At 73.8% G+C, this 15,364-nt stretch carries 9 protein-coding genes; 5 read left to right on the plus strand and 4 right to left on the minus strand.

Features of this window, described 5'->3' with window-relative positions; translation table 11 throughout:
* Positions 1-48 precede the first annotated feature (48 nt).
* Positions 49-3,525 carry an alpha-amylase family glycosyl hydrolase gene (locus RF640_RS15435; protein WP_176338474.1) on the plus strand — a complete coding sequence of 1,159 codons (3,477 nt, stop codon included), beginning with the start codon at positions 49-51 and terminating at the stop codon, positions 3,523-3,525.
* Between the two features lie 89 nt (positions 3,526-3,614).
* Here RF640_RS15435 and RF640_RS15440 read toward each other — a convergent pair whose 3' ends face one another.
* The 3 genes from RF640_RS15440 to RF640_RS15450 all read right to left on the minus strand — a co-directional run bounded on the left by RF640_RS15440 (position 3,615) and on the right by RF640_RS15450 (position 7,071).
* The gene (locus RF640_RS15440) at positions 3,615-4,592 is read right to left on the minus strand and encodes a carbohydrate ABC transporter permease (RefSeq protein WP_081994430.1); all 978 of its coding nucleotides are present in this window, start codon (positions 4,590-4,592) and stop codon (positions 3,615-3,617) included.
* Positions 4,589-5,575, minus strand: coding sequence for a carbohydrate ABC transporter permease (locus tag RF640_RS15445; RefSeq protein ID WP_035927438.1), 987 nt, complete (start codon positions 5,573-5,575; stop codon positions 4,589-4,591). The genes RF640_RS15440 and RF640_RS15445 overlap by 4 nt, the downstream gene beginning before the upstream one ends.
* A gap of 128 nt (positions 5,576-5,703) precedes the next feature.
* Positions 5,704-7,071 carry an ABC transporter substrate-binding protein gene (locus tag RF640_RS15450; RefSeq protein WP_035927435.1) on the minus strand — a complete coding sequence of 456 codons (1,368 nt, stop codon included), beginning with the start codon at positions 7,069-7,071 and terminating at the stop codon, positions 5,704-5,706.
* A gap of 342 nt (positions 7,072-7,413) precedes the next feature.
* Between RF640_RS15450 and RF640_RS15455 the strand changes: the two genes are divergently transcribed.
* Positions 7,414-10,305 carry a cation-translocating P-type ATPase gene (locus RF640_RS15455; RefSeq protein WP_249033759.1) on the plus strand — a complete coding sequence of 964 codons (2,892 nt, stop codon included), beginning with the start codon at positions 7,414-7,416 and terminating at the stop codon, positions 10,303-10,305.
* Here RF640_RS15455 and RF640_RS15460 read toward each other — a convergent pair.
* Entirely contained in the window at positions 10,239-11,822 is a 1,584-nt protein-coding gene (locus tag RF640_RS15460) for a cation:proton antiporter family protein (RefSeq protein ID WP_035927430.1), read from the minus strand. The genes RF640_RS15455 and RF640_RS15460 overlap by 67 nt on opposite strands.
* Positions 11,823-11,946: 124 nt before the next feature.
* Here RF640_RS15460 and RF640_RS15465 point away from each other — a divergent pair, with 124 nt between their 5' ends.
* The 3 genes from RF640_RS15465 to RF640_RS15475 all read left to right on the plus strand — a co-directional run bounded on the left by RF640_RS15465 (position 11,947) and on the right by RF640_RS15475 (position 15,215).
* Complete coding sequence (locus RF640_RS15465; protein ID WP_052132969.1) at positions 11,947-13,338, plus strand: MFS transporter; 1,392 nt, start codon at positions 11,947-11,949, stop codon at positions 13,336-13,338.
* Positions 13,335-14,441: a winged helix DNA-binding domain-containing protein gene (locus RF640_RS15470; protein ID WP_109222075.1), complete on the plus strand. Its 1,107-nt coding sequence runs from the start codon at positions 13,335-13,337 to the stop codon at positions 14,439-14,441. Before RF640_RS15465 ends, RF640_RS15470 begins: the two co-directional genes overlap by 4 nt.
* 75 nt (positions 14,442-14,516) lie before the next feature.
* On the plus strand, positions 14,517-15,215 hold the full coding sequence (locus tag RF640_RS15475; RefSeq protein WP_109222076.1) for a maleylpyruvate isomerase family mycothiol-dependent enzyme: 699 nt from the start codon (positions 14,517-14,519) through the stop codon (positions 15,213-15,215).
* Positions 15,216-15,364 lie beyond the last annotated feature (149 nt).

A 15,364-nucleotide genomic window follows, 5' to 3' on the forward strand; every position in this document is an offset into this window, starting at 1 on the left:
TTTCCCGAGCACCCCCTGCTCGATCCCATCAACCCCACTGGAGACACCGTGAAACGTCGTCCATCCACCGTCCTGGCCGGTCTGCTGTCCGCCACCGCGGTCGGCGCCGCCCCGGTCGCCGTCGGCCTCGCCGCCGCCGCACCGGCCGCCGCCGCGCCCCCCGCCGTGACCCTCGTCGGCAGCCTGCAGGACGAGCTCGGCTGCTCCGCCGACTGGCAGCCGTCCTGCGCCGAGACCGTCCTCGCCCCCGTCGGCGGGGGCACCTACGAGGGGACCTTCGAGGTCCCCGCCGGCACCTGGGAATACAAGGTCGCCCTCGACGGCGGGTGGGACGAGTCCCACCCCGCCGAGAACCTGCCGCTCGTGCTCGAGGGCCCCGCCACCGTGGTGTTCAGCTTCGACGACACCACCGACGCGGTCTCCGTGCGCCCGGCCGCGGTGGGCGGCGAGGAGGTCACCGAGCAGGACCGGGCGCTGGCCGGCGACAGCCTGCGCGCCCCGGTCACCTCCGAGCAGTTCTACTTCGTGATGGCCGACCGCTTCGCCAACGGCGACCCTTCCAACGACACCGGCGGGCTCGAGGGGGACCGGCTCGAGCACGGCTTCGACCCCACGGACAAGGCGTTCTACCACGGCGGCGACCTGCAGGGCATCCAGGAGAAGCTGGACTACATCGAGGGCCTGGGCACCACCGCCATCTGGCTGACCCCCTCCTTCAAGAACCGCCCGGTGCAGGGGGAGGAGGGCGCGGAGAGCGCCGGCTACCACGGCTACTGGATCACCGACTTCACCCAGATCGACCCGCACCTGGGCAGCAACGAGGACATGCAGCAGCTCGTCGACGCCGCCCACGCCCGCGGGATGAAGGTCTACTTCGACATCATCACCAACCACACCGCGGACGTCATCGACTACGCCGAGGGCACCACCGACTACGTCACCAAGGCCGAGGAGCCCTACCGCGACGCCGCCGGGGAGCCCTTCGACGACGCCCGCTACGCGGGCTCCCCGGAGTTCCCCGCGACCGACCCCGCGACGTCGTTCCCCTACAACCCGACCTTCCGCTCGCCGGAGGACGCCGGCGTCAAGGTCCCCGAGTGGCTCAACGACCCGAACCTGTACCACAACCGCGGGGACTCCACCTGGTCCGGGGAGTCCGTCACCTACGGCGACTTCGTCGGCCTGGACGACCTGTTCACCGAGCGCCGCGAGGTGGTCGACGGGATGGTGGACATCTACTCCGCCTGGGCGGAGATGGGCATCGACGGCTTCCGCATCGACACCGTCAAGCACGTCAACCTCGAGTTCTGGCAGGAGTTCAGCCCCCGGGTGCTCGAGGCGGCCCGGGCGCGCAACGAGGACTTCTTCATGTTCGGCGAGGTCTACGACGCCGACCCGGCGTACCTGTCCTCCTTCACCACGGACGGCCGGCTGCAGGCCGTGATCGACTTCGGCTTCCAGGCCCGGTCCCTCGAGTTCGCCAAGGGCGGCGCGACCACGTCCCTGCGGGACTTCTACGCCGCCGACGACCACTACACCGACACCGACTCGAACGCCTACCAGCTGCCCACGTTCACGGGCAACCACGACATGGGCCGCGCCTCCTGGCTGCTGTTCGACGCCGGTTTCCGGGACGAGGAGCTGCGGCGGCGCGTGGAGCTGTCCAACGAGCTGATGTTCCTGACCCGCGGCCAGCCGGTGGTCTACTACGGCGACGAGCAGGGCTTCGTCGGCTCCGGCGGGGACCAGCTGGCCCGCCAGGACATGTTCGCCACCCAGGTCCCGCAGTACCTGCAGGAGCCCATGATCGCGGCCGAGCCCGGTGCGGCCGACCGCTACGGCACCGACCACCCGCTCTACGAGCAGATCGCCGAGCTCTCCGCGCTGCGGGCGGCCCACCCGGCGCTCGCCGACGGCGCGCAGCTGCACCGGTACTCCTCCGACCAGGACGGGGTCTACGCGTTCAGCCGGATCGACGCGGACGAGCGGCGCGAGTACGTGGTGGTCACCAACAACTCCGAGCAGACCCGGACCGTCACCGTTCCGACGTCATCGGACAACACCCAGTTCACCGCCCTCTACGGGACGGACGGCAAGGATAAGCGCAAGTCCGGCAAGGACGCCCGGCTCGACGTCGAGGTCGCCCCGCTGTCGACCGTCGTGTACCGGGCCGGGCGGGCCCTCGACCCCGAGCAGGAGGCCCCGCAGGTGCGCCTGCAGGCCCCCGACCTCGGGGCCGACGGCCGGACCGAGCTGCGGGCGGACGTCCCCGGCCGCGGCTTCGCCCAGGTCAGCTTCGCCGTGCGTCCGGCCGGGACGCAGGAGTGGACGGCGCTGGGCACGGACGACAACGCCCCGTACCGGGTCTTTCCCGACACCGCCGACGTGGCCGACGGGACCCTGCTCGAGTACCGGGCCGTGCTGAAGGACTCCTCCGGCAACCTCTCCGCCTCCTCGGCCTGGGCCGTGGCCGGTGCGGGGGGCGCCCCCGCGGACGGCGGGGGCACGGGCCCGGTAGTGGGCGAGGTGCAGCAGCCGGACGCGGTCTCCGTGCCCGGCACGCACAACACCGAGATGGGCTGCGACGCCGACTGGGCGCCCGCCTGCGAGCAGGCGCAGCTGCGCCTCGACCCCCAGGACGGGATCTGGAAGGGCACCTTCGACCTCCCGGCCGGGGGACACTCCTACAAGGTCGCCGTCGACCGCGCCTGGGACGAGAACTACGGCGCCGGCGGCGCGCTCGCCGGGGCCAACATCGGCTACGACGCCCCGGGCGGACCGGTGACGTTCTACTACGACCCGGCCACGCACTGGGCGACCACCGACGCCGACGGGCCCCTGCTCACGGCCTCCGGCACGTTCCAGGACGAGCTCGGCTGCGCCGCCGACCGCACCCCGGACTGCCTGCGCCCCTGGCTGCAGGACCCGGACGGGGACGGCACCCACGCGTGGTCCACGACCCTGATCCCGGCGGGGGAGTACACCTTCCGCGTGGTGGAGGACCTCGGCGCCGGCGCGGCGTACGGGCAGGACGGGGCGGTGGACGGCGCCGAGGTGAGCCTGACGGTCCCCGAGGACGGGATGGTGGCCACCATCGAGTACGACGCCGCCACCCACGAGATCCGCACCCGGACGGGCGCGGCCGAGCAGCCCGCCGCCGGCCCCGACCTGGGCACGGCCCGGGCCGCGTGGGTCGGGGCGGACCTGCTGGCGGTCCCGGCGGGCACGGTCCCGGCCGGCACGGACCCGGCCCTGCTGGACTGGTCCCTCACCTGGGGCCCGGACGGCGCCCTGGCCCTCGACGCCGAGACCGTCACCGGCGGGCGCAGCGTGCCGGTGACCGTCGCGGAGCTGCCGGCCGGCGTCGTCGCCGAGCACCCCGAGCTGGCGGGTGGGACCGCCCTGCGGGTGGACCGGCGCACCGCCCGGCAGGCCGGGGAGATCCTGGCCGGCCAGGCCGTGGTCTCCGCCACCGACGGCACGGGCCGGATCGTGGCCGCCACCGGCGTCACCGACGCCCGGTAGCACCGCACCGGCCCGGGCACCGGGCAGACGGAGAGGCCCCCGGAACCGCGGTTCCGGGGGCCTCTCCGTGCGCCGGGGCCGGCGGGCGCTCAGCCCTTCACGCCACCGGCCAGCAGCCCGCGGACGAAGTAGCGCTGCAGGGCCAGGAACACGATCATCGGCACGACCATGGACACGAAGGCCCCGGCGGAGAGCAGGTGCCACTCCGAGCCGCGCGTGCCGGCCAGCTCCCCGAGCCGCACCGTCAGGGGCGCCACGTTGAGGTTGGAGCCGAAGGTCAGGCCCACGAGCAGGTCGTTCCACACCCACAGGAACTGGAAGATCGCGAAGGACGCGATCGCCGGGACCAGCAGGGGCAGCAGCACCCGGAAGAAGATGGTCACGTGCCCGGCGCCGTCCATCCGCGCGGCCTCGATGAGGGTCCGGGGGATGTCCATCATGAAGTTGTGCAGCAGGAAGATCGCCAGCGGCAGGGCGAAGATCGTGTGCGAGAGCCACACCGCCCAGAAGGACCCGGACAGGCCCCACTGGTTGTACTGGGTCAGCAGCGGGATCAGGGTGATCTGGATCGGCACGATCTGCAGGGCGAACACGGCCACGAACAGCCAGGAGCGGCCGCGGAAGTCGATCCACGCGAACGCGTAGGCGGCCAGCAGCGCCAGCGTGATCGGGATGACCACCGCGGGCACCGTGATCACCACGGAGTTGACGAAGAACGCCGCGAAGCTCGAGGTCGCGGACCCGGTGATGACCTCCTCGTAGTTGGCCAGGGTCACGGACGGGTCCGCGAAGAACGTCCACCAGCCAGAGCGGCGGATGTCCAGCTCCGGGCGGAAGGAGGTGATCAGCAGGCCCAGCGTGGGGGTCGTCCACAGCACCGCGATGAGGACCGCGGCGAGGGAGGCCCACGGCGAGCTGAGCTTCGTCCTCGCCCGTGCGGCCCGCTCCCCGAGGCCGCGGCGCCGCCCCGGGGCCACGGTGGTCCCGGCGGGACCGCTGCGCTCCGGGCGGCCGTCCTCGACGAGGTCCTCGGGCGAGGCGGGCGGGATGTTGGCGGCGGTGGTCATCGCTGCTCCTCGGAAAGCTTCATCTGCCGGATGTTGTAGAGCACGATCGGGACGACCAGCACGAACAGCGCCACGGCCAGCGCCGCGCCGATGCCCGGCTGCCCGAGCGGGAAGCTCTGCGTGTAGAACTCGTTGGCCACGATCGAGGTGCCGAAGTTGCCGCCGGTCATGGTGCGGACGATGTCGAAGACCTTCAGGGTGCCCATCGCGATCGTGGTGATCACCACGACGATCGCCGGGCGGATCGAGGGCACGGTGACGGAGGCGAACATGCGCCAGGCCCCGGCGCCGTCGAGCCGCGCGGCCTCCATGATGTCGTCCGGGATGGCCTTGATGGCCGCCGAGAGCACGGTCATCGCGAAGCCGGTCTGGATCCAGATCATCACGGCGATCAGGAAGAAGGTGTTCCAGGGCGGGTCCAGCAGGAACTGCTGGGGCGGCACGCCCAGCCACACCAGCAGCTGGTTGAGCAGGCCCGTCTGCCGGACGCCGGGCTGGTCCGGCTTGAACTCGTAGACGAACTTCCAGATGATCGACGCGCCCACCAGCGAGATCGCCATGGGCAGGAAGATCAGCGTCTTGGCGAGCTTCTCGAAGCGGGTCCGGTCCACGAGCACCGCGTACACCAGCCCCACGGCCGTGGCCACGGTGGGCACGAGCAGCACCCACAGGGCGGTGTTGAGCAGGACGACCTGGAACCCGTCCTCGGTCAGGATGGTGCGGTAGTTGTCCAGCCCCACCCAGGTCTGCCGGTCCCGGGCCTGGAAGGAGCCGAGCACGGTGCGGGCGGCCGGGTACAGCAGCCCGAAGACCAGCAGGGCCACGGCGGGGCCGAGGAAGCCCACCAGGGGCACCCAGCGGGGCAGGGAGGGCCGGTCGACGAGCCACAGCACGGCGGCCGTGACCCCCACGAACAGCAGGATCGCCACGCACATGACGATCAGTTTCTCCGCCGTCGTGTCGGCGTTCAGCAAAAGGTCCACGAAGAGCTCCTCAGGGCTCGGTTCCGGCGGCCGTCGTCGGCGCCGCGGGTCCGTCCGGCGGCACGGGGCGGGCGGGCCGGGTCGCGGGGACCCGGCCCGCCCGCCGGTGCGTCACGGACGGCCTGCGGTCACTCGGACGGCCAGCTCTTCTCGATGTCGGCCAGGACGGTCTCGCTGTCCTCGCCGAGGGAGATCCAGTCGGTCATGCCGTTCCAGAAGGACCCGGCGCCGACCGCCGCAGGCATGAGGTCCGAGCCGTCGAAGCGGAACACCGCGTTCTCGTCGGTCAGCTGCTCGTAGGCCAGCTTGTCGATCGGGGACTTCAGGTTCTCCGGGTCCAGGCCGGAGTTGGCGGAGATCCAGCCGAACTCGGTGGCCTGGGCCTTGGCGTTGGACCACTCCGGGCTGGTCAGGTAGGCCTGGAAGGCCTGGACCTCGGGCCGGTCGGCGAAGGCGACGGTGAACTCGCCGCCGCCCAGGATCGGCTTCTCGTCCTCGGACTTGCCGGGCAGGTAGAACGCGAAGACGTCGCCGTCCTCGGCCACGTTGGTGCCCTCGGGCCAGTTGGCCTGGTAGAAGGACGCCTGGCGGTGCATCCAGCAGGACCCGTCGAGGATCGGCAGGCCGGCGTCGCCGAAGGCCGTGGTGGCGATGGAGCGCACGTCGCCCAGGCCGCCGTTGACCATCTTGTCGTCCTTGAGGATCGCCCCGGCCGCGTCCAGGGCTTCGACGACCTGCGGGTCGTCGAAGGGGATCTCGTGGTTGACCCACTGGTCGTAGGCCTCGGGCCCGGCGGTGCGCAGCATGGTGTCCTCGAGCCAGTCGGTGGCCGGCCAGCCGGTGGCGTCGCCGGACTCGATGCCCGCGCACCACGGCTTGGCCCCGGTCCCGGCGATCGTGTCCGAGAGCTCCATGAGCTCGTCCCAGGTCTGGGGCACCTCGTAGCCGGCCTCCTCGAACATGGAGGGCGAGTACCAGACGAAGGACTTGGCGTTCGCCCCGAGGGGGGTGCCGTAGAAGGTGCCGTCGACCGTGCCGTACTCCTTCCAGGAGGGGTTGTAGTACTCGTCGACGTTGGCCGCGGCGTCCTCGCCGACCGGCTGGATGACGTCCGGGTGGTCCTCGGCGATGGTCCGGATCAGGCCCGGCTGCGGGACGAACGCGACGTCGGGCGCGCTGCCGGACTGCAGGCGCACGAGCAGCTGCGCCTCGAACTCGCGGGAGCCCTCGTAGACGATGTCCGCGCCGGTGCACTCCTCGAATGGCGCGTAGGAGTCGATGTGGGACTGGTCCTCGGGCGCCACGATCGAGGTGTAGACGCTCACGCTCTTGCCGCTGAGGTCGCCGTACTGCTCGAACGCGGAGCAGTCGACGTCGCCGCCGGCTGCGGTCGCGCCCTCGGAGCCGCTGTCGCCGCCGCAGGCGGTGAGCGTCACGGCCGCGGCCGTGGCGGCGAGCGCCAGGGTGATGCGTCGGGTGCAGGGGGATGTGGACATGGGCTGTCTCCGATTTCCCGGTCGGCCGGCGTGCGGGCCGGCCATGCGATGGTTTCGATTTCCGCACTCGGAGCCTGGGAAACCACGGGGGTTACCGCCGAGGAACATTTGTGCGAACGCGATGAAGGTACCACAACAGTGACCTGGCACACATTGGGTTCGGGACTCGAAGACAAGGTGTTGCAAATGGAAATATGCGATCCCCGTGAGGCCGCCCCGGCCGCGCTCGCCGCCGGGGCTCCGTGCGCGCGGACCGGACGCGGCCCGGCGGTGCGATGCGCCGGGTCCGGGGCCGGCCCGTCACACGGTGCGGAGCCCCGGGGCCGGACGGACAATGAGGGCGTGAGCGCCGAGACCGTGCCGCCGGATCCCTCCCTGCGCGAGCCCGGGGAGCTGCTCGCCGAGCTCGGCGTGCAGGCCGACCGCGGGCTGAGCTCGCCCGAGGCCCGCCGGCGCCTGGAGCGGCACGGGCCCAACGAACTGCGCTCGGCCCCGCCCGTCCCGGGCTGGCGCAGGCTCCTGGCGCAGTTCCGCGACCCGCTCATCCGCCTGCTCCTGGTCGCGATCGTGGTCTCCACGGCGGCCTGGGCGGCCGAGGGCGCCGTGGGACTGCCGGTGGACGCGATCGTCATCCTGCTCGTCGTGGTCGCCAACGCGGTGCTGGGCCGGGTCCAGGAGGTGCGCGCCGAGGACGCCGTGGCGGCCCTGGCGGTGCTCACGGCCGCGAACTCGACCGTGCTGCGTGACGCCCGGCTCACCACCGTGCCCTCGGCCCAGCTGGTGCCCGGGGACGTCCTGGTCCTGTCCGAGGGGGATGCCGTGGGCGCGGACGCCCGGCTGCTCCGGGCCACGGCCCTGCGCGTGCAGGAGGCGTCGCTCACGGGGGAGTCCGAGGCCGAGCTGAAGGACCCGGCCGTCCTGCCGGGCCCGGTGCCGCTGGGCGACCGGCGGAACATGGTCTACCGGGGCACGGCGGTGGCCCAGGGGGTCGGCCGCGCCGTGGTCGTGGCCACGGGCATGGACACCCAGATGGGGGCGGTCGCCCGGATGCTGGACCGCACGCAGGCCGACCCGTCCCCGCTGCAGCGGGAGGTCGCGGCCGTGTCCCGGTCGCTGGGGCGGATCGTCGTGGCCGTCGCCGTCGTGGTGATGCTCGCGGTCGTCCTGGTCCACGGGGTGGAGGGGGTGCAGGAGCTGGTGACGGTCCTGCTGCTCGGGGTCTCCCTGGCCGTCGCGGCCGTCCCGGAGGGGCTGCCCGCCATCCTGTCCCTGGTCCTGGCGATCGGGGTGCGGGCGATGGCGCGCCGCAACGCCGTGGTCAAGGACCTGCACTCGGTCGAGACGCTCGGGGCGGCCTCGGTGATCTGCGCGGACAAGACCGGCACGCTGACCCGCAACGAGATGACCCTCCGGCGGATCGTCACCCCCTCCGGGACGGTGGAGCTCTCCGGCTCCGGCTACGCCCCGGAGGGCCGAGCCGCCGTCGTGGACGCCCGTGCTCCCGCCGGGCAGGTCCTGCAGGAGGCGCGCGGCGTGCTGGTGGCCGGGGCCCGGGCCAACAACGCGCAGCTGCGCCGCGAGGACGGGGTGTGGTCGGTGCAGGGGGACCCCACCGAGGCCGCCTTCCTCACCGCGGCGCACAAGCTGGCCGGAGCCGCGGACCGGGCCGGCGACTTCGCCCGCGCCCACGAGGTGCCCTTCACGTCCGAGCGGCGGCTGATGTCCGCCCTGGAGGTGGAGACCGCCACCGGCGAGCGGTACCTGTTCACCAAGGGCGCCCCCGACGTCCTGCTGGAGCGCTGCTCGGCGGTGCGCGTGGGGGAGGCCGCCGAACCCTTCGACCCGGCGCGGCGGCGGGCGGCCGCCGCGGCGGTGGAGGAGCTCTCCGGGCAGGCCTACCGCACCCTGGCCGTCGCCGGGCGGCGGGTGCCCGAGCACGAGACGGACGCGCCGGGCGAGGCCGCGGAGCGGGACCTGGTCTGGCTCGGCGTGGTGGGCGTCCTGGACCCGCCGCGCGAGGAGGCCGCGGCGGCCGTCGCCCAGGCCCGGTCCGCCGGTGTGCGCACGATCATGATCACGGGCGACCACCCCGTGACGGCCGCGCGGATCGCCGCGGACCTCGGCATCGTGCCGCCGGGCGCCCCCGCCCTCACCGGCCTGCAGCTGGACGGGCTCACCGACGAGCAGTTCCGGGACGCGGTGCGTGACGTGTCGGTGTTCGCCCGGGTGGCCCCCGGGCACAAGCTGCGCATCGTGGACGCCCTGCAGGCCCTGGGCCACGTGGTGGCGATGACCGGGGACGGGGTCAACGACGCCCCCGCCCTGAAGGCCGCGGACATCGGGGTGGCCATGGGCCGCACCGGCACGGAGGTCACCAAGGAGGCCGGGCGGATGATCCTGGGCGACGACGACTTCGCCACCATCGTGGCGGCCGTCCGCCAGGGGCGGGTCATCTTCGACAACATCCAGAAGTTCCTGCGCTACCTGCTGTCCTCCAACATGGGGGAGGTCGCCACCGTGCTCCTCGGCGTCCTGCTCGCCGGGGCGCTGGGCCTCACTGCGGCCGGGGACGGCGGGATCGCCCTGCCCCTGCTGGCCACCCAGATCCTGTGGATCAACCTCGTCACCGACTCCGGGCCCGCGCTCGCCATGGGGGTGGACCCCGAGATCGACGACGTCATGGCCCGCCCGCCGCGCCGGCCCGGGGACCGCATCCTCGACGCCGGCCTGTGGGTGCGGGTCGTGCTGGTCGGGCTCGTGATGGCCGGCTCGTCGCTGCTGAGCGTCGACGTGTTCCTGCCCGGCGGGCTCGTGCCGGGCACCGGCTCCCTCGAGGAGGCCCGCACGGCCGGGTTCACGACGCTGGTGCTCGCCCAGCTGTTCAACGCCCTGAACTCCCGCTCCGAGCGCTCCAGCGCCTTCCACCGGATGTTCGTCAACCCCTGGCTGTGGGGCGCGCTGGGCCTCGCCGCGGTGCTGCAGGTGCTCGTGGTGCACGTCCCCGTGCTGCAGACCGCGTTCGGCACCGCGGCCCTGGACGCCCGGCAGTGGGCGGTGGCCGTCGGCGCGGCCTCCCTCGTGCTGTGGGCCGAGGAGCTGCGCAAGCTGCTGGCGCGGATCCTGGCGGGGCGGACCGCGGCGGGCCGGGTCCCGGGGCGCCCGAGCCGTCAGTCGGCCCGGTGGCCGAGGGCCTCGACGGTCTCCGCCGCCAGGGCGATCCCGGCGCCGCTGTAGAGGTTGAAGACCGTCCGGACCCCGTGGCCGCGCAGCTCCTGCACCTCGTCGTCGTACTGCGCCACGGCGGCCACGACCCCGTCGAAGCCCGTGGCGCTCAGCTGCTGGAGGGCCACGAGGTTGGAGCCGTGGAAGGGCATAGCCAGCACGGCGACCTGCACGTGGCCGGTCGCGATCACCCGCTCCCAGAACTCCTGGTCGGTCGCGTCGGCCTCCTGGACGTCGATCCCCTGCGCCCGCAGCCGCTCCACGCGGTCCGTGGCGTTCTCGATGCCCACCACGGAGAAGCCGTGCTCCTCGGAGAGCTCCCGGTAGGCCGCCTGCCCCACCCGGCCCATGCCGAGCACGAGCACCGTGGCGTGGCTGATGTCGATGGGACGGTCCTCCGGGTGCAGCCGGTCGTCCGGGTGCTCCGGGAGCCGCCGGGCGAGGGCGCTGGTCAGGGAGGAGCCGCGCCGGTTGACCAGGGCCGAGATCACGAAGCTCAGGGCGACCGCCACGGAGAGCATCACCAGCCAGTCGTCGTCGAACATCCCGGCCGAGACGCCGATGGCCCCCACGATGAGGGCGAACTCCGAGTGGTTGCCCAGCGCGAGGCCCGTTCGCAGCGACGTGCGGCGGCGCAGCCCGAACAGCCACAGCAGCAGCACGAACAGCATCGCCTGGACCGGCAGGAGGCCCAGGAGCAGCACGCTCATGGCGAGCATCTCGAGGGTCGGCATCCCGTGGAAGCCGATCGAGACGAAGAACGCCACCAGCAGGAGGTCCTTGAGCGTGAACAGGGTGCGGGACAGCTCGCCCGCGTTGGCGTGCGAGGCCAGGAGCATGCCGACGAGCAGCGCCCCGAGATCCCCCTTCAGGCCCACGGCCGAGAAGGCGATGTAGCCGGGGACCAGAGCCATGGCGACGCCGAACAGGGCCTGCAGCTCCCCGTGGCCGATGCCGTCCCAGATCCGGCGGAACACCCACGCCGCCGGCAGCAGCAGCACCAGGGCCAGGGCCCACGGGCTCGGCGGGTGCTCGCTCGTGACGGTGATGAACGCTACGGCGGCGACGTCCTGGATGATGAGGATGCCGATCGCCACGCGCCCGTAGAGCGACGTCGTCTCGCTGCGCTCCTCGAGGACCTTGAACACCAGGACCGTGCTCGAGAAGGACAGGGCGAACCCGGCCAGCAGCAGCGCGCTGAGGTTCTCGCCCGGCAGCTGCAGCCCCACGAGCATCAGCAGGCCCAGGAGCCCCGCCCCGAGCGCCGTGCTCAGGACCAGGTGGATCCCGGCCGTCCCCCAGACCTCCCGGCGCAGCAGCGACCGGGCGTCGAGCTTGAGACCGATGCCGAACAGCATGAGGGTCACGCCGACGTCGGCCAGCTGGTCGAGGGCGGGGAGCCGCTCCACGCCCAGGCCGTTGAGCACGAAGCCGGCCGCGAGGAACCCGATCAGGGGCGGCAGCCGCGCGAGGACGGCCAGGGCACCGGCCCCGAAGGCGACGACGAGATAGATGGCAACCGTGGACACAGTCAGCTCCCTCGCCGGCCGGTGGTGGGACCCCTCCAGTCTAGGGCGGGGGCCCCCGGGGACCGGCGCGGTCCCGAGCGCCTACAGTGGTCGCAGCACCGCGCAGCGAGGGAAGGACCGGAGCATGCACGAGAGCCAGCGGCCCGGCGCCGCCGCGTCCGCCCCGACGCGCTCCCAGCGGCTGGACCGGCTGCCGTTCACCACCGAGCACCGGAAGCTCCTCGTCGGCTCCGGCGTCGGCTGGGCCCTGGACGCCATGGACGTGGGCCTGATCTCGTTCGTGATGGCCGCGCTCGCCCAGGAGTGGGGCCTGGGCTCCGGGGAGCTGTCCCTGCTCGCCTCGATCGGCTTCGTGGGGATGGCCGTGGGCGCCAGCCTCGGCGGGCTCCTGGCCGACCGGCTCGGCCGGCGCCAGGTCTTCGCCCTGACCCTGCTGGTCTACGGCACGGCCACCGGCGCGTCCGCGCTCGTCGGGTCCCTCGCCGCGCTCGTGATCCTGCGGTTCGTGGTGGGCCTCGGCCTCGGCGCCGAGCTGCCCGTCGCCTCCACCCTCGTCTCCGAGTACGCGCCCCGGCGGATCCGCGGCCGCGTGGTGGTGGTCCTCGAGTCCTTCTGGGCCGTCGGCTGGATCCTCGCCGCCCTCGTGGGCTACTTCGTGGTGCCGTCCTCCCCGGACGGCTGGCGATGGGCGCTCGTCGTCGGGCTCGTGCCGGCCCTCTACGCCGTGGTCGTGCGCCGGGCCCTGCCGGAGTCCGTGCGCTTCCTCGAGCACCGGGGCCGGACGGACGAGGCCGAGGCCGCGGTGCGCCGGTTCGAGCGGGCGCGGCCGCTGGGCCGCTCCCGGGCCGAGACCCCCGAGCAGGCCCGGGCGGCCGAGGCGGCCGGCCCGCGCCCGGGGGAGGACGCGAGCGGGATCTGGGCCCCGTCCCTGCGGCGGCGCACGGCGGCGCTGTGGACCGTCTGGTTCTGCATCAACTTCGCCTACTACGGGGCGTTCACCTGGCTGCCCACGCTGCTGCTCCAGCAGGGCCTCACGCTGACGACCTCCTTCGGCTACGTCCTGGTCATCACGCTCGCCCAGCTGCCCGGCTACGCCGCGGCCGCCTGGCTCATCGAGGTCTGGGGCCGCCGGATCACGCTGGCCGTGTTCCTCGGGGGCTCCGCGGTGAGCGCCCTGCTCTTCGGCATCGTCTCCATGGGTAGCATCGTGCTCCCGTGGCAGGTGATCGGCTCCGGCATGGCGCTGTCCTTCTTCAACCTGGGCGCGTGGGGGGCCCTGTACGCGATCGGCCCGGAGATGTACCCCACCGCGCTGCGCGGGACGGGGACCGGGGCGGCGGCGGCGTTCGGCCGCGTCGCCTCGATCCTGGCCCCGCTGGCCGTGCCGGCGCTGCTCGCGCTCGGCGGGGAGCGCTACGACGTGGTCACCGTCTTCGTGGTCTTCGGCGCCGCCTTCCTCGTGGCCGCCCTCTCCGCGTTCGCCCTGCCGGAGCAGCGGGGACGGGCCCTGCAGTGAGCTCCCCGGCCGTCCTGACGGACCGCGAGATCGGCCTCGCCCGGCTCGCGGCCCACGGGCTCGTGCGCCCGCAGGACGTGGCGCCCGAGGACGTGGTGCGCGCCCTCGGGGCCGTCCAGGCCCAGGACCTGCCCGGCGCCCTGGTGTCGGTCGCCCTGCGGCGGGCCGGCGGCTCCGGCGGCCTGCGGCAGGCCTTCGACGACGGCCGGATCGTGCGCACGTGGCCCATGCGCGGGACCCTGCACCTGGTGCCCGCCGAGGACCTGCGCGCGTGGCTGGCGGTCCTGGGGCCCCGCACCGTCGCCTCGACGGCCGCCCGGCGCCGGGCCCTGGGCATCGACGAGCGGCTCGACGCGGCCCGGGAGAGCGCCCTCGCCGCGCTGCGCCGCGGCCCGCAGCCCCGTGAGCGCCTGCACGCCGCGTGGGAGGAGGCCGGGCTGCTGGGCGAGCTGGGCCGGGCCTACCACCTGATGCTCGCCCTGCACCTGGACGCGACCCTGTGCCTGGGCCCGCTGACGGCGGACGGCCGGGACCAGCTCGTGGTGCCCGTCGCGGACTGGGTCCCCGCCGCGGGGGAGGAGGCGGCCGTGCCCGGGGCGGCCGCCGGCGGCACCCCGCCCGTCGTCGCCCGCTGGGTGCGCCGGTACCTGCGCGGCCACGGCCCGGCCTCCGTCGCGGACGCCGCCCGGTGGGCGGCCCTGCCGCGCTCCGCGGTGCGCGCCGCGCTGGCGGGGGCCGACGGTGTCGTGGCGGTGCACGACCGCGCCGGCCGCGAGCTGTGGTGCGCCCCCGAGGTGCTCGAGGGCCCCGCACCCGGCGGACGCCGCGCCGCCGGGGTCTTCCTGCTGCCGCCCTTCGACGAGTACGTCCTGGGCTACGGGGACCGCTCCCACGTGCTGGCCCCGGCCCACGCGGCCCGGATCGTCCCCGGCGGCAACGGGGTCTTCAAGCCCACCCTCGTGGCGGGCGGGCGGATCGTGGGGACCTGGGGGCGCGTGCGCCGCGCCGGTGGAGCCGAGCTCGTGCTCGACCCGTTCGAGGAGCTCTCGGCGGCCCGCCGCAAGGCCGCCGAGCGGGCCTTCGCGCGGTTGCCGGCGCTCTGAGCCGAGACGAAGCCGGTATGGGTCCGGGGGCCCGGGAGGTGGTCCGGCTCACCCGGCGCTCGATAGGGTGAGGCCATGATCAACCCCGCCCGCCTGCACTCGGACCTCTCCCGCCTCGGCCGCGAGACCGAGATGTTCCTGGCCACCACCGCGTCCCTGTCCGAGGACGAGCTGGCCGCCCCCTCGCTGTGCGAGGGATGGCGCCGCGCCGACGTCGTCGCCCACCTCGCCTCCAACGGGCGCGCCCTCGTCAAGCTCGTCGACTGGGCCGTGACCGGGCAGGAGCAGGCCCCCTACGCCTCGATGGAGGCCCGGAACCAGGACATCGCCGAGCTGGCCGCCCTGTCCCGCCAGGAGCTGGTCGAGAAGGCGCGTGAGTCGGCCGCCTACTTCGCCGAGCAGGCCCAGCGGCTGACCGGTGAGCTCGCGGTCGAGGAGGTGCACCTGCACGGCAAGGTGATCCCCGCTACCTCGATCGTGGCGCTGCGCATCGCCGAGGTCGTCGTCCACCACCACGACCTCGACACCGCCTGGACCATCGAGGAGGCCGACCCCGACTCGCTGCTCAACGCCCTCGAGGCCGCCGTGCGCACCATGCGCGCCAAGGGCGCCCCCGGCATGACGCTGGTGACGGAGGAGCGCGACGAGTGGGTGATCGGCGACGGCGCCCTGCGCGTCGAGTCCGACCGGGAGGGCCTGCTCGAGTGGCTGGCCCGCGGCGACGGCGAGAACGTCGAGGCCGACGGCCCGCTGCCGGTGCTGCCCTCCTGGTGACCGGACACCCCGTGCGCGGCGCGGAGCCGGCGCCGCGCCGGACGGGCGGACGGGGGAGTCGGCGGGGTCACAGCCGCCCGGGGTGCCGCCGGGGCGGCGCCGCGGGGTAGAATGGTCTACGGCCCGCTGAGCGGGCGCTCCCGCCCGGG

This window comes from Kocuria sp. CPCC 205231 (assembly GCF_040980965.1).
Lineage (GTDB): Bacteria > Actinomycetota > Actinomycetes > Actinomycetales > Micrococcaceae > Kocuria > Kocuria rosea.